General features: G+C 69.6%; 12 protein-coding genes and 1 pseudogene. 11 read left to right on the top strand and 2 right to left on the bottom strand.

What is annotated here, in order from left to right; genetic code table 11:
• The first annotated feature begins 499 nt into the window (after positions 1-499).
• The 3 genes from J7E91_RS20770 (at position 500) to J7E91_RS20760 (ending at position 2,644) form a co-directional block, all read left to right on the top strand.
• Positions 500-1,696, top strand: a complete 1,197-nt coding sequence (locus J7E91_RS20770; protein ID WP_214906960.1) for a terpene synthase family protein — start codon at positions 500-502, stop codon at positions 1,694-1,696.
• Positions 1,697-1,759: 63 nt separating this feature from the next.
• A complete protein-coding gene (locus J7E91_RS20765) occupies positions 1,760-2,068 on the top strand; it encodes a carbohydrate-binding module family 14 protein (RefSeq protein WP_214906958.1) in 309 nt (102 codons plus the stop codon).
• 165 nt (positions 2,069-2,233) lie between these two features.
• Positions 2,234-2,644 carry a CS1 type fimbrial major subunit gene (locus J7E91_RS20760; protein WP_214906956.1) on the top strand — a complete coding sequence of 137 codons (411 nt, stop codon included), beginning with the start codon at positions 2,234-2,236 and terminating at the stop codon, positions 2,642-2,644.
• 184 nt (positions 2,645-2,828) lie between these two features.
• Here J7E91_RS20760 and J7E91_RS20755 read toward each other — a convergent pair.
• Positions 2,829-3,025: pseudogene (locus J7E91_RS20755) on the bottom strand (cold-shock protein).
• An 864-nt stretch (positions 3,026-3,889) separates the two neighbouring features.
• Here J7E91_RS20755 and J7E91_RS36115 point away from each other — a divergent pair.
• The 7 genes from J7E91_RS36115 (at position 3,890) to fxlM (ending at position 17,792) form a co-directional block, all read left to right on the top strand.
• The gene (locus J7E91_RS36115; protein WP_251016010.1) at positions 3,890-6,364 is read left to right on the top strand and encodes a DUF6603 domain-containing protein; all 2,475 of its coding nucleotides are present in this window, start codon (positions 3,890-3,892) and stop codon (positions 6,362-6,364) included.
• Positions 6,365-6,475: 111 nt separating this feature from the next.
• Complete coding sequence (locus J7E91_RS20740) at positions 6,476-8,728, top strand: hypothetical protein (RefSeq protein ID WP_214906954.1); 2,253 nt, start codon at positions 6,476-6,478, stop codon at positions 8,726-8,728.
• A 40-nt stretch (positions 8,729-8,768) separates the two neighbouring features.
• Complete coding sequence (locus J7E91_RS36110) at positions 8,769-12,224, top strand: hypothetical protein (RefSeq protein ID WP_251016009.1); 3,456 nt, start codon at positions 8,769-8,771, stop codon at positions 12,222-12,224.
• A gap of 78 nt (positions 12,225-12,302) precedes the next feature.
• A complete protein-coding gene (locus tag J7E91_RS20725) occupies positions 12,303-13,499 on the top strand; it encodes a hypothetical protein (RefSeq protein WP_214906952.1) in 1,197 nt (398 codons plus the stop codon).
• A 530-nt stretch (positions 13,500-14,029) separates the two neighbouring features.
• Positions 14,030-14,500, top strand: a complete 471-nt coding sequence (locus J7E91_RS20720; protein WP_214906950.1) for an NUDIX domain-containing protein — start codon at positions 14,030-14,032, stop codon at positions 14,498-14,500.
• Complete coding sequence (locus J7E91_RS20715; protein WP_374224750.1) at positions 14,497-16,491, top strand: ABC transporter ATP-binding protein; 1,995 nt, start codon at positions 14,497-14,499, stop codon at positions 16,489-16,491. The genes J7E91_RS20720 and J7E91_RS20715 overlap by 4 nt, the downstream gene beginning before the upstream one ends.
• A gap of 23 nt (positions 16,492-16,514) precedes the next feature.
• Complete coding sequence (gene fxlM, locus J7E91_RS20710; RefSeq protein WP_214906948.1) at positions 16,515-17,792, top strand: methyltransferase, FxLD system; 1,278 nt, start codon at positions 16,515-16,517, stop codon at positions 17,790-17,792.
• Positions 17,793-17,994: 202 nt separating this feature from the next.
• Here the strand turns inward: fxlM and J7E91_RS37060 are convergent, their stop codons facing one another.
• Positions 17,995-18,114, bottom strand: a complete 120-nt coding sequence (locus tag J7E91_RS37060) for a DUF397 domain-containing protein (RefSeq protein WP_214906946.1) — start codon at positions 18,112-18,114, stop codon at positions 17,995-17,997.
• A gap of 16 nt (positions 18,115-18,130) precedes the next feature.
• On the opposite strand from J7E91_RS37060, the gene J7E91_RS20700 reads away from it, so the two are divergent.
• Positions 18,131-18,853, top strand: a complete 723-nt coding sequence (locus J7E91_RS20700; protein WP_214906944.1) for a class I SAM-dependent methyltransferase — start codon at positions 18,131-18,133, stop codon at positions 18,851-18,853.
• Positions 18,854-18,905 lie beyond the last annotated feature (52 nt).

Here is an 18,905-nt window from a genome sequence, read left to right as displayed (position 1 = left end):
GGCGGTGCACCCGGTCGAAAATCAAATTCCGGGCGCCCCGCTCCTGAGTTCTCATGGCGCCGAATCCGGCGGCGGCCACTACCGCAACCACCCTCCGACGCCCTACGCGAACTCGGTCTCACCGGATGAGCAGTGCATCTGACAGTTCGCCCGTCGCCGACAGGCACTGTCGCAAACCTTGCAGCCATCGGATTCATCGCATCGAGTGGCGGCAAGGAAGTTCCGGCGCCTGCGAGACATCCCCAACGATTGAATGCGTCAACGGCACCTCGCCGGGGACGTTCAGTGCTGCGTGTCGTCGAAGGGTGTCCGGAGCGATCCTGCCGGCTGGCTCTTGGCTTTGAAGGTGGGCAAACCGGTGGTCCGTTACGGACGGGGCCTTCTCACCCTCTGGCCCCGATGTAGGACTCACCAACCACGCATCCGAAGCCCCGTTGCGCAAACTGGACGCACCAGATTCACAGACCGGGCAAGCCCTATCGAACAGGATGATTTCACCGTGGCACGCGTCCTCACCCTTGATGACCTGAGCTCCGCCGCCGTGCGCGACACCTTCCCCATCCCCGCGGTACGCGGACTTGCCGTGCCGCGTGCGAGCCGGGAAGTCCCCGAGATCGTCTGCCCGTTCCCGGAAGTCGGAATCCACCCTGAGGCGCAGCGACTCAAGAGGGACAATTTCGGATGGATCATGGAGAAAGGGATGGCGCCTCCTTACCCGGGTGTGAGCGAGGAGGAGGTTCTGGGCCGCCTGCAGCGGCAGCGCATGCCAGATCTACACGCCCGCATGTGGTGCGACGCCCCGAAGTACGACTACCTGGCGCTCGCCGACAAGCTCCTGACGTTCTTCTGGATCCTCGACGACTTCATGGACGAACCCCGCAGCGATGAATACCGTGCACAGCAGATCGAGTACGTCCAGGCGTTCAGACCAATCCTGTGGGCAGGGGTCCCCGGACCCTGCCGGGACCCGTGGGGCGCCCGCACCCTGAACACCTTTGCCGAGCTGTGGGCCCAGGTGCGGGCGATCTCCCCGCTGGACCAGCTGAAGCGCCATGCGAGCGTCATCGACAACTGGCTGAACGTCTCCCTCGATGAGAGCGGGGCGGTGCGCCATGAGCGCCGGATCCCCACCACGGCGCACATCCTGGGCAAATTCATCCAGGTCCACGGGATGGACATGTTCATCCCCTGGAACGAAATCGCTTTGGACGCGTTCCTGCCCGAGGAGATCTACGGACACCCATCCGTGGCCGACACCCACGTGCGCTTCATGAACGCCGTCTGCTGGTACAACGACATCTTCGGCTTCAACCGCGACATGGCATCGGGTGAGGTGTACAACCTGATCGCGGCCATGATGGCCCACGAAGGCAAGAGCTCCGTCGAAGCCGTCACCTTCCTCGTGGACCGCATCAACGCCGACATGACGGCGCTCGACTACATGGCACAGTCCGCGGGCAAGGACGGCATGGCGGACGACAGGCTGGAGAGGTACACCGCCGGCATCAAGAAGGTCGTACGGGCCATGCTCGAATGGCACGTGACGTCAGGAAAATACGACTGGCACGAAGTCTTCACCCCCGGCGCGCCCGCACCGGCCTCCCCCTCCCGCCCCGAGCCGGGCCGCGTCCCGGCCGGCCCCACCGGCCTGGGCACCTCCGCCTCCCGCCTGACAGCCCACCTCGCCACCCGGTAACGCTCGCCCCGCTCGGGTGATGACCCGCGACCTCTTGCCGCCTGCGGCGTTGTACGGGGCATGATGAACAAGATCCTTACCAGCCTCGCCCTGAGCGGCATTGCCGTGCTCGCCGCCGCTTCCACCGCAGGAGCCCAGCAACCGGCCGCGGTCCAGGACCCCGCCCCCTTCTCCTGCGAGGGCCGGACCGACGGCAACTACCCCCACCCCAGCAACCCGACCAAATTCATGTCGTGCGTGGCTCAGGAGTACGCCTACGAACAGAGCTGCTTCCCGACCTACCAGGGCGAGACGACGTACTACGTCCCTTCCGCTGACGCATGCCTGACCGCGGCCGAAGCTGGGGAGCGGTCCCTGCCCATCCCGTTTTGAAAGCATTTCCTCCCGGAGAGCGAGGAAGCCCCCGGCTGCCTGCGGGTATGGGGCCTGCGAGGCTTACGAGGGTGCCCAGCATCGGGGGGTGGGGTAGTCGTGAAATCCTGATCATGGGACGCTGAATTGCTGTCCGTAGCAGAGCGAACGCATGGAGGAACACCCATGGCCGAGATCCCGAATGAGTCCCCGAGCGACGAGCAAGCCACCGACTCCGGCGTCCCGAACCTGCTGGTGCAGGACATCACGCCGGAGCAGAGAGGAACGCTCGCCGTGACGTACTCAGAGGACGGTGTGCCCACGCTGACCCTCAGTGGCGGAACGGCGATCCCCTCGGGAATCAAGGTCGTGGACGAGACGGGCACTGCAGTGGCGGTATACGCCGTAAGCGCCGTCGCCAGCGAAACGCCCACTGCACTACAGACGGCTCCGCAGACCCGCAGCCTCATGATCTACGCCAACGTGGACCCCACTGTGGAACTACTGCAACCCGATGGCTCGCCCCTGCCAGCCTCCATGGAAATGGCCTACCTTCCCGGAGCGGGGCTCAAGCCCACACGCCTCGGCACCCAATAGGCGCCAGGCCACGCCCGGTACGAGCGATCGGCGCCCGTACCGGGGCGGGATGCATGTCCGGCCGCCTCACCAGCGTCGCGGCACCGGGGCACCGAGCAAGGGGGCGGTGCTCAGACGGGATGGGGGGCTCGTCTGGCGAGGGTTGGCCGGCAGCCCGGCGCGACGGGATCCGGACCGGCTGTTTCTACCCGAGCTGGATGTTCGCGGCCTGGGGGCCCTTGGGGCCCTGGGTGATGTCGAACTCGACTTTCTGGCCTTCCTGCAGGTCCCTGAAGCCCGGATTGCGCTGTAGTGGGCGTACACCTCCGGTCCCCCGCCGTCCTGCTCGATGTACCCGAAGCCCTTCTCACCGTCGAACCACTTCACCGTGCCTGTAGCCATCCGAACGCATCCTTTGCTGTCTTCCACGGGGCGAACGCACCCCCTCCGCAACCGATCTCGGCTCCAGCGCCTGCGCACTGCCCTGTTCCGCTGCTTCCGAACCCTTCCTCAGGCGGAGTTAAGGGCGCTGCGGGAGGCTGATCGGCCTGGTCGTCTGCAGGCCCGGCTGGAACTGAGACCTGCCGGGGCATGCTTCCCCTGCGTGCTGTGGAGGAAGTAAGTGCTGGCCACGCCGTACACCTGGCCGCCAGCACTGCTCGCCGCCCTCCATGGGTTCAGCACCCCCAGCCGCCACCGACACCACGGCGGCTGAGTCGCGGGCGGCATCCCGGCCGCTTCGAGTGCTGATCAGCGCCCAACTCAGGGCTTCGCAGAAACTATTTGGGCGCCTGTCCACCGACCGCGGGCAAGCACTTTCCGGACGTTCGCCCTACGGGATCCCTTGGCGCCTTCCACCCGCTGTCGCGAACAGTGCGGCCCCGATCTGGCTGGCCGGTTTGCGCTACGCGCACCCCGGGCCCGACGAACGATGGCCGTTCCTGGCGTTTCAGCCGCCCGCTCCCCTGCGGCACTTCGAAACGATTTTGCAGGTCAGCCGGATGCAGCCGTGGCAGGACCACTTCTTCGTTGAGCTCGCACCTCACCTTCCAGCCATACCTGTCACCACAAGTGACAAGATGCATACAGATGGTCCACAACTGGCTAGGCTCCTCGCGACGGACACGCCAAGCCCATTACCGGACCGAGGCGCGCTTCCGTCTTCCCTTTTGCCGCAAGTAGGGGCTGAGCGCTGTGACAGCACGCGTGGAAGACGTTCAACGGCTGCTGGACGAAACGTCCTTGGGAGGTGCGGTTGAGATTCCGGTGCCTCTTCTTCCCGACCGCGATGCCGTTGCCCTGGTGTTCGACAAGGGCACGGTGCGCCTGGATACTCCGGTGTGTGATCCGCAGGCCCTGGCCGTAGTCGGGCACGCGATCACCACGGCGTCTCCCTCGCCGGTGCCGGTGCGGGTCGCGTTCACCACGGAGGGCGAAGCGGTGACCGGCACCCTGGTGACGGCGGATCTCGGTGGAGGCCAGGCTCTGGTCTTGGTCGACGGCGCACCGGCTGAGATGGAACTGGCACCCGGTGCATGGGCGTTGACGGACGGCCGGGCTCTGCGGCTGGTCCGGCGCGCGCCCGCGCCGCCGGCCGATCCCGGGCGCCTGGACGGACTGGGCCGGGCCCTTCCCGCAGTCAGGGACCGCGGCGGCGTCCCCAGCGAGGACACCCCCCGTGCCCTGGTCACGGACAACGGCATTCTTACCCCCCGCCCCGGGCCCCGGCTCCGCAAGGGCATGCGGGTCCTCGACGCGCCGTCGGTGCGCGGCTGGTCGCCGATCGGCACGCCCGGGGGCGACAACGGCCTGAGCGTCGACTACTACAGTCCGCCGTTGCGGATCGCCGGGGCGCTGACCGCGCTGCCGGCCTCCCCGCCCTACAAGACGGTCGTCGGCGGGGTCCTGCTGGTGGACACCGGCGCGTTCAACGGCTCCGCCATGGGCGCCTACGTCGTCCCCGACGGCTCCGGCGGTGAGCCGTCGCTGTTCGCCTACGGCTCGCTGGGCAGCCAGGTCGGTTTCGGCCCGCCGCTCTTCCAGGTGCGCGGTATTTCCGCCGGGTTCGGCTGGAACAGCCGCGTGCGGGTGCCGGCCGCGGATGCGCTGGGGAACTTCCCGTTCCTGGTCGCGCTCGACAACCCGGGCGGAATCGGCGCCGACGACGAGGTCGACCCGCTGAAGGTCCTGGGCGAGCTGATCGGCGGCCCTACCCCGTGGGTGCGGCCGCAGGAAGGCGACCTGTGGTTCGCCGCCGGGCTGGCCTTCGACTGCTTCGAGACCTTCCGCGGCCACGCCATGGCCCTGGTGCAGACCGGCTCCGACCTCACCATCAGCCTGCTCGGTGTGGCCGGGATGCAGCTGCCCACCAAGAGTGAGAAGAAGATCGCCCGGGTCGAGATCGGCATCGAGGCGACCCTGCGCCCGACGGCCGGGGAGCTGAGCATCGGCGCGGCGTTCACCGAGAAGACATTCCTCATCGACCCGAACTGCAAGCTGCGCGGCGGCGTCGGCATGAAGTTCTGGTTCGGCAACCACCCGCACGCCGGCGACTTCGCGTTCATGCTCGGCGCGATCCCCGCCGGCCGGGAACTGCCCACCCGCTACCCCAAGCAGCAGCCGGCCGGCCTCACCTGGGGCGTCGGGTCCACCGTCAGCATCACCGGCAACGCCTACGCCGCGTTCACCCCCAAATCCCTGATGGCTGGCGGCTCCCTTGACGTCGTCTTCCAGTCAGGGATGCTCCGTGCCTGGCTGAGTGCCCGGGTGGACGCCCTGCTGGAGTGGAACCCCTTCTACTTCGACGTCGGCATCGGCATCCGGGTCGGGGTGTCCGCGACCATCAAGATCTGGTTCGTCAAGATCAAGATCTCCATCGAGGTCGGCGTCAGCGTCCGCATCTGGGGTCCCGCGGTCGGCGGCGAGGCCACCGTCCAGCTGTGGTTCATCTCCTTCACCATCGGCTTCGGCGCCGACCGCCGCGAACACACCCCCGCGCTGGACTGGGGCGGTTTCCAGGGCATGCTGCCGCCACCGCAGAACATGGTCCGCACCACGGCCGTCGCCGGCTACACGGGCGAGGGCGCCCCGGCCACCCGGGACGCGGTCAAGCCGTGGCTGGTCAGCAACGGCGGCTTCACCTTCACCGCCGACACCCAGGCCCCCGTCAGCAAGGTGTTCCTCGGCGACAGCGACATCCCGGTCGCCACCGACAGCCCGGTGGACGTCCTGCCCATGCACACGCGGGGCAAGGGCAGCGAACTACGTGTCCGGCTCACCCTCGGCAGCGGCGCGGTCGATCTCGGGGCATGGGGCCGTGCGGTGCTGCGCGGCAACGTGCCCAACGGCCTGTGGGGCGAGCAGGCGGACGCGCCGAACGACGGGATCATCCCCGACCGGATCCTCGGGATCCGGCTCACCTCACCACCGGTCGACCACGGCACCGACACCGGGTTCATCGACGAGAAGGCCATCTCCTTCGACCCGATCAATCCCGACGGCAACCTCCCGCTGTCCCCGGCCGAGCCCGCCACGGGCCCGGTACCGACACGGCCCGGCGGCGTGATCGCCGCCATCCAGGACGGCATCGACACCAACACCACCCGCGGCCACCGCACCGCCCTGGCCCAGGCGCTGGCGGGCCTCGGCATGGACTGCGGCGCACTGGACTCGGACCTGAGCACCTACGCCCTGGCCGCGGGCACCGCCTTCACCGCCGAGCCGATGCTCCTCGCCGGCTGACCGACCACGCCGCGCCGGGCCGCCCGCACCAGCTGGCGCGCCCGGGCGCCGTGCGCCGTGCGCCACCGGACCTCTCGCCCTTTGCCGCGTCCTGTCGAAAGGCCCTTCCACGTGAGCACCACGTCCGAACCCGTCCCCCAACCGCGCACCAGCACCCCGGCAACCCAGCACCGCACCCGGTTCTTCGATCACCGCATCCCGTCGCTGTACGCAGGCCGCTACCGGATCGACAACCGCCAGACCCTCAAGGACCTCGGCGGCGCGGACCGCGTCATCGACGCCACCCCGCAGCCCTTCGACGTCGTCCAGCCACGCTTCAGTGTCGACCCGACTGGCATCCACGCACAGTTCCCCGTGCCGGACGCCGTCGGCACCTACAGCCAGACCCTCGCCCACATCAACCTCGACACCCCCGGCCTGCCCTGGAGCCGTCCCCTCGGCGCCGGCCACCCCGGCGGCGTGCCCTGGATGACCCTCCTGCTGTTCCGCGAGGACGAACTGCCCGAGGACCCCGACGCGGTCGGCCTCGTCAAGGCCGGCATCGTACGCACCCTCCTCGACGGTACCCACGGCCCCGGCACGCCCCCCGCTCTGCCGCCGGAGAGCCTGCGCCCCGACGAGTACGACGAGCAGTGCGCCACCGTCCTCGTGCCCAAAGCCGTCTTCGACCTGGTGAAGCCGCTGCCCGCCGAGATGGGCTACCTCGCTCACCTGCGCGAGGGCGGCCGCCCCGATGCCACCCGCTCGGGCGACACCCCCGAGCCCGACGAGGGCGAGCTCAACGCCGTCCTGGTCGCCAACCGCTTCCCCGCCGCCGCGGGCGGCCGCCACGTCGTCCACCTGGTCTCCCTCGAAGGCCACGACCGGTACCTGACCACCCCCGCGCCCGCCGACGGCGTGCGCCTGGTCTCCCTCACCTCGTGGTCCTTCACCACCGAGCCCGACTCGGGCATCGGCTTCGGCGACCTCGCCCAGTACCTGGCGACCACCGACGGCACCACCCCCCGCAGCGCGGACGAACTGCGCCTGCGCGTACCAGCCCCGGGCCCGGCCAACCCGAATGCCGAGCAGGCCGAGGCCATCGGCCGCATGCAAACCGGCGCCGTCGCCCTGCCACAGCGCCTGGAGACCGGTGAGCGCACTCTCGCCTTCTACCGCGGCCCGCTCACCGCACAACCTGCCCAGAACCTGCCCGCACCGGCCGCCACCCGCCTGGAATCCCCGGGCGAAGCACTGATTTACCTGCAGCGCTACGGCGTCTTCGACACCGCCTACGCCGCCGCGTTCACCACCGGACGCACCCTGGCCCTCGCGGACGCCGAGTTCCGCACCGCGCTGCTGGAGTTCCGCTCCGCCGCCCGCACCGCAGCCCGCCGCCTCGCCTCCCATCCAGAACTCGCCGCACGGTCCGTCGCGGCCCTGAGCGCACGCCAGCTCACCGCCCCCCTGGCCTACGAAGCGTTCGACCGCCTCCTCACGGGGGTCGACGGTGAGGGCGATGACGCACGCGGCGCTGGCAGCAAGGCCCGCCTCGTCCAGGCACTCGACCAGGCCGGCCCGCAGCTGCGGGCCGGGCGCCGCCGCACCGCCGCCCGCTCCCGCCGCAGCCCCGGCGACGCGCGGGCCGTCCTGGCCCAGCCCGGCGTCGCCGGCCTCCTCACCCAGGCCGCCCCGGACGACTTCGCGAAGGTCACCGCCTGGCTGGACGCCCTGCGCCGCCTGGAGCTGCTGAGCCTGTCCCATCTGGTCCCCGACGCCCGCGCACTGCCGGCGGAGAGCATCCGCTTCGCCTACCTCGACCCCGCCTGGGTACGGGCGGCGGTCGACGGCGCGCTGAGCGTCGGCGTCGGCCACACTCTGGACGCCGACCTCAACACGCTCGCCACCGACGGCGGGCCCGTCCCGAAGTGCGCGGTGTTGATCAACTCCAGCCTGGTCCCGAACTGGCCCAAGGCCGTCATCACCGCCTACAAGGGCACCCGCATCGTCGAACCCGTGCGCGAAGCCGTCTTCGGCACCGAGATCCGCCTTGCGCTCTTTTCGGAACTGATCGACCGCTTCGAGCTGGCCGAGCCACCCCGCGGCCTGTGCTTCGGCATCGGCGACGTCGGCACCATCGAGCTCCGCGAGATCAGCGGCAACCGGATCGGCCACCCCATGGGCGAGTTCCCGCAGCCGGCCGGCTTCGCCCGATTCCTTCGCCCCGGCGGCCAGGACGTCCTCAACGTCGACGGCACCGGCGACGCCCTGCTGCCCGCCCTGTCCCGGGCACACGGCCTCGAAGGAACCCAGCGGATCTCCTCGGCCCAGTTCGCCCTGCAGATGATCAACGCACCACAGGCACAGACCTTCTCCCGGCCCTGAGCCCCGACCACCCCCAGCAGCGACGAAAGGACCCCGGGCCATGTCCGTGGACAACACCCTCATCGTGCCGGTCGAGGTCGCGGCCCTCGCCGTCAACCGGACCACCCGCGACACCGGCACCCCGCACGTCTTCCACCGGTGGATCACCAACTTCAAGGACATCGGCGAAGGCGTCCCCCCGGAGCCCACCCCGTTCTCCAGCCCCGAGGAGTGGACCGGACGCGAGGACCGCCTCGGGGTCTACCTTCAGTGGGAGCTGCCCGCCGCCCTCACCCGCGGCCGCCACGACGAGGAGGAGGGCGTCGGAGACTTCCCCCTGGTACCCAACCGCTGGCTCGTCGTACGCCACACCGACAGCACCCGCGCGCTCAAAGCGTGGATCGTCGAGAGCGACTACCTCGACCCGATGGACGGCACCGTCTCCTTCCAGGACCCCGGCAGCGACGAACCCGCCGCGACACTGATCGGCAAGTGCCACGACCTGACCGGCCCCTGGAGCGAACCCGAGAGCCGCCGGGCGCCGTTCCTCACCGCGATCGGCCCCGGCCTGCTGACCTTCTCGGTCTTCCAGCCCTACAACAGCAACGTCTTCTCCCTCCACGACACCCTCCTCGACACCGCCGAGGGCGAACTGCCCGCACAAGAGCGGCTCAGCTACTTCGTCGCCGGCTGGTACGCGGATCCCGGAAGCGACATCCTCGCCGGCACCGACAACCTCCCCAAGCTGCTGGAGCGCCTGCAGTGGACGCCGCCCGTCGGCTCCGGCAGCGGCATCCGCACCTCCGTCTACACCGGAACCGTCCTGGGCCTGGACTGGGAGCTGGACGGCCCCGTCCCCGACTCGCCCTGCCCGGCGCCCCGTGATGTCACCCCGATCGTGTCCAACAGCATCGCCGAAGCCGTCGCCGAACTCGGCGCCCAGGCGGACGGCCCGGGTGCCTTTTCGGGCGACGAGGCCGATCTGTTCCGGGCGTTCCTGCTCGGCGGCATCGACGCCCTGGAGGAACGCGACCGGCCCGAGGCCGACATCCTCACCGACCGCCGCGCCCACGACCAAGCCTTCGGCCCGGTCGCCGGCGGCTACCGCTGGTTCATCGGCGAACGCGGCGAGGAGACCGGCCGCAGCACCTCGCGCGCCGCCCGGGCGGCGGAGGCCGACACCGTCACCGACCTGAACCACCGCCAGGCCGCCCACGACGCCACCGAAGCCGAACTCGACGCCGCCCGCGAACGCCTCTACCACCTGTGGTGGCTGAGCCGGCTTCCCCGCCGCTCCGACGACTTCAACGCCCGCATCGACGACGAACTCGATCCCGGCAACCCGGACGGTGCAGCCGGACGTGTCGTCGTCCTCGCCCGCGACCTGGCCGCCCAGCGCGCCGCGCTGCCCTGGGGCCGGAGCGAGGCGGACCTGGCGGCGCGCATCGACGCCCTGTACCCGGCCTATCACTCCCGGGCCGCACGGCGCCTGATCCGGGTGCCCGCCGAGGACTTCGAGTACAGCGCCGACCCGGTCCTCACCCTGCAGGGCGCCAACCTCCACGCCCCGCTCACCCGGGACAGCGCCCTGCCCTGCCGCACCCCCGAACGCCTCGTCACCACCGCCTCCAACATCACCACCACCGACGTCGCCGCGACCGCTGCCCAGATCGACCTCACCGGACAGCAGCCGGCCTGCTTCCCCGCACTGCTCAGCGAGTTCCTCATCCTCGACCGGGCACTGGCGAGCGGTGCGATCCGGGACGTCACCGGCACCCTGCCCGAGTACGGCACAACACTGTGGGCGATGCCGTGGCAGCCGCTGTTCCTGCTCTGGAAGGCCGAGTACTTCCCCCTGCCCTTCCGTGACGGCGACACGGCGCACTGGGAATTCGTCGACGGCTCCCGCTACCAGTACAACGGCACCGGCGAGTCCGGCACCCCGCTGGTCGTCTCCGGCCGCCAGCTCTTGGCCCCCTCCGCCGGGCACATCGTCGACGGCTCCCTGCAGAGCTACGCCCGCGTGCGGGACAACCTGTCCGCCGACGCCGTACACGGCGTCCGCTCCCAGGCTCGTAAGGCGGACTACCTCTCCCAGAGCCTCGACGGGTTCGGCGCCGCTGTCGCCCAGCGCAGGCCCCTCGCCGGCCTCCAGCCCGCCGGGGACCTCGCCGACCTCATCGGCAACGGCGACTATCCCCCGCCGGAGCCCGGCGCCATGCCCGCCAGCGACTGGGACCCCTGGCCCGAGACCACCTTCCAGGAACTGCGCGCCGGCCAGCTCGCCTTCCTGGACCTGGCCGTCGTCGACCGCTTCGGACGCTCCGTCAACCTCATCACCAACCCCAGCCACTTCACGCCCGAAATGCCCGACACCATGCGCCCGGCCCATCCCGTCAGCGACTACGACTCCGACCGGCTGGTCGAGCTGGGGCCGCGCCTGCTCCAGCCCGCCCGGCTGCGCTTCGACTTCCTCGCCGCCATCACCGACGAGGACACCGACCTCACCCCCGGGACAAACCCCGTCTGCGCCTGGCTCTTGCACAATCGCCTCGACAAATCCCTCGTCGTCCACGCCCCCGACGGCGCCACCCTCGGCGAACTGCGCGTCACCCTCGACCGCGACGGCCGGCGGGAGGTCTCCTGGTTCGCCCTGCCCGGCTCCGAGGTCACGGAGTTCGAGCAACTGGAGACGGCGGCCCCCCACCCCTACCGGCTGCTCAACGCGGTGAAGACCCGCGGCCCGCAGACCTTCGACGCGTTCAGGGCCACCCTCGACCGGGCCCTTGAGACCATCGACCCGGACGGCCCTGCCGACCCCGGCCTGGGCTTCCTCCTCGGCCGACCCCTCGCCCTGGTCCGCACCCGCCTCACCATGAACCTGCGCGGCCCTCTGCGCACCGACGTCAGCTGGCAGAACCTCTTCGAGCCCGGCACGCCGCAACTTCCCACCTATCCGTGGGCGATCCGCCTCGGCGAGGCACAGCAGAGCGACGACGGCCTGGTCGGATACGTCCTGGACGACGACTACGAGCACTTCGAGAGTGTCGTCGATCCGGCCGCGGGCAGCGGGGAGTACCTGCGGCCGATCGGCGATCGGCCGAGCCTGGAGCTGGACTTCGGCGAGCACAGCACCGCGGTCGCCACCGTACTTCTGGACCCGCGTGCCGCCGTGCACGCCACCACCGACATCCTCGCCACCAAGAAGGTGTTCGTCCCGCAGGAGTTCACCGATCCGGCGATCGCCCGGATGGCGGTCAACTTCCGCACCGGCCCCCTGCTGGCCGCCACCACCGCCCTGAGCGGCCCGCAGGGCGAGAACGAGGAGACCGTCCTCATGCCGGTGCCGGCCGGGATCGTCGGCACCTGGAGCTGGTCGGAGAACCGCGGCGGCACATGGGAGAAACTGCCGGTTCTCGGCCAGGACCAGTACGACCTGCCCCTGGCCGAGCCCGAGATCCGCTCCGGCTTCCTCACCCTGGATGACGCTGCCGCACACAGCCGCGGCGACAACTGACCGGTCGACACCTCCGCTCATTCCGTGCCGCCCCAATGGTGGGGCGGCACGGCCAACGAACCCCCACAGGAGCCAGCCGTGACCCTAGTTGTCCAGATGCAGGACGCAGGCAGTGCAGCGAACGACCCGCTGCTGTCCTACGCCGTCACCACCACGCCGAGTCCCCTCAAGGCGTCGCCGGAAAACCCGCAGGCCGAGGAGGAGATCGGGGAACTGATCATCTCCGTTGCCCGGCAGAGTGGCACGCCGGCCGACGTCGAGTGGATCAAGGTGAAGATCCCGTCCGGAACGATGGCACCCGACCTCGCCACCGACCTGGCCAAGGTCAGCCCGCGGATCAGCCTCGCCGGCTGGACCGTGCGCCTGGACGCAGGCGCCAAGGAGTTCGTCTGCGCCCCCACCAGCGGTCACGCGCCCGTCGGTCCCGACATCGGGATCACCATCCAGCTGTCCGACATCCCCGTCAGCCGCAAGGTCGGCACTGCCCCCCTCACCGTCACCGAACGGTCTCGCACCGGAAGCGCCGCCTTCCAGGACCGCACCACCGTCTTCGACATCGGCAAGTTCCCCGCCGACTTCTACCTGCGCAACTTCCTCTGCGAACCCTCCATCATCCCCAACGGCGGTGACATCAAGCTGACCTGGGAACGCTCTGCCAACGCCACCTACGAACTGCTGTACCCAGGAGTCGACCGAGACGTCACCAATCGCACCAGCCTCGATATCGAGGGCGTCAGGTCCGACACCACCTTCTACCTCCGTGCCACCACCGGAGACCCCACCAATCCCGTCGTACGGATCATCTCCACCCAGGTCACCGTCCTCAAGCCCGACCTCGAAGTCGGGAACCTTACCGTCCACGGCACATCGGATCTCAACGATGCACTGACCGTGGCAGGCCCCACCACCCTGAACGGCGAGTTCAGCTTCGGCAAAGCAGTCGACGCTTACCGGCAGTGGGAACTCCAACACATCGGCGACGGAAGCGTCACCGAGCTCACCGCAACCTGGAAAGCTCCGACCTCGGGACTGGTCACCGTGACAATCTCCCGAAGCGGAGGAGAGAGCAGCGCCATGCTGTGGAGCGGGAACATGAACTTCACAGCGTGGGCTCATTGCTCGCCGGGAACCAGTAGCGCATCCGCCGTCCTTCCCGTCATGAAGGACCAGAACTTCGGATACACCCTGCTTCGAGGCAGTCGCACGACCACAATCAAAACAAACTGGACTGGTCTGGGCACTGGCACTGCCAAGCCGATCTACGACCCCCAATAAGGACAATCGCGATAGGCCCGTCCCGCCGTCCCGCAGAGCCGTGCCGACCGGGGCAGGCAACCCTCAACTTCGACAGCTTTACTCATGGTGCCTGTTCCGCGCCGTGCAGGGTTCCTACGGGATCCGCCATCCACCTGGACGATAGTGTGCGCTTCCTCACAGCTCCGAGCGCCGATGGCAACACGACGCGTTGCCGCGAAACGACACGCCCGACGTGCTCGGGCGCCCTGTAAAGCGACACGACCTGCGTGGGACACGGTCACTGCGGAAACAAAGCGCAGCGAACCGGGCCCTCTCGTCCTCGATTTCGTCAAGCTCGCCACGTCGTTGTGGCCGGAGCACCCTGAACTGCGCACCGCCCTGTTCGAGGGGTACGGCCGGCCTCTGTCCGAAACAGAGGAACGCGCGCTGTCAGCGTTCGCCGCAGCTGACGCAGCCAGCGCCCTCGTCTACGGCCCCCGGCACGGCGACTCGCTGGTGACCGCCCGCGGCCGGCGCACCGTCGAACGCCTGGTGCAGGAGGGCCGTCTGTGAGCGACGCGCCTCACCTGCTGATCGCTGACGTGGCCCAGGTCCTGCTCCAGGCGAACGGCGCCGCCCTGTGCGTACGCCGCAAGCCGGACGCCGACCTCGCACCAGGACAACTCACCGTCGTGGGTGGCCATCTGGAAGCCGGCGAGCCGCTCGATCGCGCCGCGCGGCGCGAAGCGAAGGAAGAGACGGGGGTTCACATCAGCGCCGAGCAGCAGGAGTTCTGCGGCCTCATCCACCACCACGAACCCGGTGACGGCATGGACCGGATCACCGCCGTGTTCGTCGCCCAGTCTTGGGCGGGTGAGCCGCACAACGCCGAGCCGGACAAGCACGAGGGGCTGTTCTGGGTGTCGATGGAGAAACCCCCGCCGGACTGCCACCCCTACACCGCGGCCATCTTCCACATGCTCACCCACGGCCCGTCATACCGGGCGCTGAACTGGCCTGCCTCGGGAGGTGCCCGGTGAAGAGGTTCTTCGGACCGGTGAAAATGGCCGAGCCCCGGGTCTCCGACGCCGAACAAGAACTGTTCGGCGGTCCGCTGCGCTACGACATGGGCTGGTCTCACCACGAGCACGCGGGCCTGGATCTGACCATGATGTCGGCGCTGCGCTCCATGCCCGCGCTCGTCGGCGCCACCCTGCGTATGGCGTGGCAGGCCGACCGGCGGGCGCTGCTGGCCGTGGCGGTCAGCGAGGTCGGCCAGGGCGTGGCAGCGGCCATCGGGCTGCTTGCCGTCAACGCCGTCATGCACGCGCTGCTCGCCGGAACGGGCAGCGCCAACGAGCGGTTGCACGCGCTGTTACCCGGTCTGCTGGCCGCCGCCGCCATCGGTGTCGTCAACTCCGCCCTCTCCGCCTGGTCCACCTCCCGTGCGGGGCGTCTGGAGCCGAAGGTCGAGCGGATCGCGACCACCCAGTATCTGGCCGGCGCTGTCAGCGTCGAGCTGGAGGCCATCGACGACCCCGACTTCCGCCGGCTCGTCGACATCGCACAGCACGGCCCCGGCTCCGCCCGCCGCATGATCGGAGCCTGCGTCGCCGCGCTAAACGGCATCATCTCGCTGATCGCCACGGCCAGTGTGCTCGCCGTTCTGGACCCTGTGCTGATGCCCATGCTGGTCCTCATCGCGGCCCCGCGGGGCTGGGGCGCCATGCGCGTGGCGCAGGAACGGTACGTGTCGGTGATGACCTGGATCGAGCATGTGCGGGCCAGCCGCCTCATCGGCAACCTGCTCACTGAGCGCTCTGCCGCGCAGGAGGTGCGCATCCACGCCGTGGGCACCTTTCTCCTCGACCGCTACGAGCGCATGGCCGAGAGCGCCGAAGCCGAACAGGAGCGTCTTGCCTCCAGCAAGGCCCTCACCGAGTGGGTCGCCTCGGCGCTGTCCGGCCTGGCCATGGCCACGACGTACGCAGCCATGTTCTGGCTCATCCTCTCCGGGCACATGAGCCTCGCCATTGCTGGCACCGCCGTGATCGCGGTGCGGACCGGTTCGGCGAGCCTGGGCGGGCTGGTGATGAACATCAACCAGTTGCACGAGGAGTCCCTGTACGTCCGCGATCACGGCCGGTTTCTGACCGAGGCAGCACAGCGCACCATCCCCGAGGGCGGCTGCCCAGTGCCCGAGCGGGTCAGGGAGATCGCCCTCGACGGCGTCACCTACCGCTACCCCGACCGTGACACGTCTGCCCTGGAGCAGGTGTCGCTGACCCTGCCGATGGGGTCGGTCACCGCCGTGGTCGGCGAGAACGGCTCCGGCAAGAGCACACTGATGAAGATCCTTTCGGGGATGCTGCTGCCCCAGGCCGGCACCCTGCGCTGGGGGGAGGAGGACGTCACCGGTCTCGACCGCTCTCAGGTCTTCGCGCGCGTCTCCCTGCTCACCCAGGATTTCCAGCGCTGGCCGGTGACCGCCGCGATGAACATCCGCCTCGGCCGCCCGGCCCACGCGGCGACATCGCAGGATCTGGAGCCGTCGGTCGACTACGCCGGCGCCGCCCCGGTCATCGCCAAACTCCCCGACGGTCTGCGCAGTCTGCTGGCCCGCATGTTCCGCGGGGCCATCGAGCTCTCCGGGGGCGAGTGGCAGAAAGTGGGGCTGGCCCGCACCCACTGGCGCAGCTCAACCTCGCAGGCGGACAGCGTCCTCATCGTGGATGAACCCACCTCCGCGCTCGACCCCGAGGCCGAAATCGAAGCCTTCGACCGCATCCGCCGCCTTGCCGCTCCGAACCGGGCCGTCGTCCTGGTCACCCACCGCATGTCCGGCGTCCGCCACGCCGACCACATCTACGTCCTGAATCACGGGCACCTCGATGAACACGGCACGCACGACGAGCTCATCGCCGCACGCGGGCGGTACGCCGCCATGTTCGACGCTCAGGCCGCCCAGTACGCCCCCACCACCGCCAGCATCCCCAACCCCGCCGCCCCCACCGTCTCGGACCCCGCGTGAACCACTCGAACGAAAGGCCCACAGTGACAACACCTCCCACCGTCAACCTCGACGAAGCCAGCGCCCTGCGCCACCAACTGGCCGACCAACTCGCCGAGGCGGGCCACATCCGCACCCCCGCGGTCGACGAGGCCCTGCGTACTGTGCCCCGGCACGCCTTCGCCCCCGAGGTCCCGGTCCAAAAGGCGTACGCGAACGACATCGTCGCCACCCGCCACAGCGACGACGGCCATGTCATCAGCTCCATCTCCGCGCCCTGGCTGCAGGCCGACATGCTCGAAGCCGTCCGCATCCAGTCCGGCCACCATGTCCTGGAGATCGGCTCCGGCGGCTACAACGCCGCCCTCATCGCCGAACTCGTCGGCCCCACCGGCAGCGTCACCACCGTGGACATCGACCCGGCCGTCACCGACCGCGCCACCCGCTTCCTGACCCAGACCGGATACGACCGCGTCCAGGTGGTCACCGCGGACGCCGAGCACCTGCCCACCGGCATCGTGCCGGACGGCGGCTTCGACGCCATCCTGGTCACCGTCGACACCTGGGACCTGCCCTGGATCGACGCTCCCACCGAGGGCGGACGTCTCGTTGCGCCGCTCCGTCTGCACGGGTACCACTTGGCCATCGGCTTCACCAAGCGCGACGGGGCCCTGCACAGCGACGAGCCGCTCATCGTCTGCGGCTTTGTCGCCATGCAGGGCGACGGCGCCTGGAACGCGAACCGGCGCACCATCCCCGGCACCGGCGTCCACCTGTCCTGGGAGGACGGCACGCCCATGCCGGTCGACCAGCTCGCACCCGCCCTCACCCGCGAACCGACCGTGGCGCACACCCACGTCACCGTCGGCGGCCAGGAGCCCTTCGACGCCCTCACCCTCTACCTGGCCGGCGTTCTCCCCGGCTTCTGCCGCCTGTCCGTCGAGCCGGACGGCAACAACGGGGTCCTGAACCCGCCGCCCAAGCACTGGCCCGGCGCCGCGATCGTCCGCGATGCCTCCCTCGCGCGGCTGGCCACCGAGCGCATCTCCGACGGAGATGACGGCAACGGCCTGTACGAGTTCGTCGTCCACGGCTACGGACCCCACGGCCACCTGGCCGCGAGGGAGATGGTGGAACAGGTCCAGTACTGGCAGCGCAACCACCGCGCCGCCCTCTGCCCACGCATCACCATCCACCCGCTGGACACCGACGGCCCCGCGCCCGTGACCGGGCATCCGCACATGTTCGTCAAGAAGCACACTCGCGTCGCGATCGACTGGCCGACGATTCCCGGCACCGCGGCCCTGCTCACCTGCGGCTGACGCCTCTAGTTGACACATAACATCGACAACTGTCACCAAGATCACCCACGCCTTTCAGCGACCGTGCGGGGCGAGATCGACCCGGCCGTCCTAACCCAAAGTCGCGCCGACCGGACAGGACCTTGTCAGTGGGGGGTGAGATGCTGCGGCGGTGGTCTTCCCCCGGTTCCCTCGGGGGAAGACCACCGCCCGTCTGCACTGATCAGAGCTCTCCGCTCACCATGGCCTCACGGAACATCCTCCACTCGGTGGCCGTGTACCGCAGCGGCTCCAGGTGGAGGTTCTTCGAGTCGCAGCCCGGCCGCACACGTCCAGCGGCCACTTCCTGGGGACAGCCCGTGCACCGCGGTGACGCCCCAGCGCCCTACGACGGCTTCGCCGACACCTTCGCCGCCGAAGCGGCCGTCAGCGCCTACAACGCCCTCTACGACCGGCCCACCGTCCTCGCCCTGCTCGGTGACGTCCGCGGCCTGCGCGTCCTGGACGCCGGCTGCGGGCCCGGCCTGTACCTGGAGCAGCTGGCGGCGCGCGGTGCCGCAGCCATCGGGTTCGACCAGAGCGCGGACATGGTCCGCCACGCCCGGCAGCGTCTCGGCCCCGGGATCGAGGTACGCCAGCACGACCTCCACGATCCGCTCGACTGGCTGGCCGACCACGCCGTCGACCTCGTCCTTGCCGCCCTGGTCATCCACTACGTCCGCGACCGTGTCGCCGCCCTCCGCGAGCTTCACCGAGTCCTGGTCCCACAGGGCCGGCTCATCCTCTCCACCAGCCACCCGACCGCCGACTGGCTCACCCACGGCGGCAGTTACTTCGATGCCGACCACGTCGAAGAGACCTGGTCGGAAGGCATGATCCACCGCTACTGGCGCCAGCCGCTCCAGGGGTGGGTCGAAGAGTTCACCGCCGCTGGCTTCGCCATCGAACAGATGGTGGAGCATCGGCCAGACCCGCAGATGGCCCACGAGCACGCCGCCCAATACGCCAAACTGTCCCGCGAGCTCGGCTTCATCGCCTTCCGACTCGCCAAGACCGCCACGCACGCACCCCCCGACCACTGACCGAGGAACGCGAGAGAGAGCCATGACATCTACTGGTAACCCGGCCTATCAG

This window comes from Streptomyces sp. ISL-99 (assembly GCF_018614005.1).
Lineage (GTDB): Bacteria > Actinomycetota > Actinomycetes > Streptomycetales > Streptomycetaceae > Streptomyces > Streptomyces flavidovirens.
Note: the sequence above shows the minus strand (reverse complement) of the source record. Positions and strands in the feature narration are given on the sequence as shown.

Bases quoted from the DNA above. Each gene is read 5' to 3' on its own strand.
- J7E91_RS20760 (WP_214906956.1), top strand. From the start codon at position 2,234: ATGGCCGAGATCCCGAATGAGTCCCCGAGCGACGAGCAAGCCACCGAC.
- J7E91_RS36110 (WP_251016009.1), top strand. From the start codon at position 8,769: ATGTCCGTGGACAACACCCTCATCGTGCCGGTCGAGGTCGCGGCCCTC.
- J7E91_RS20765 (WP_214906958.1), top strand. From the start codon at position 1,760: ATGAACAAGATCCTTACCAGCCTCGCCCTGAGCGGCATTGCCGTGCTC.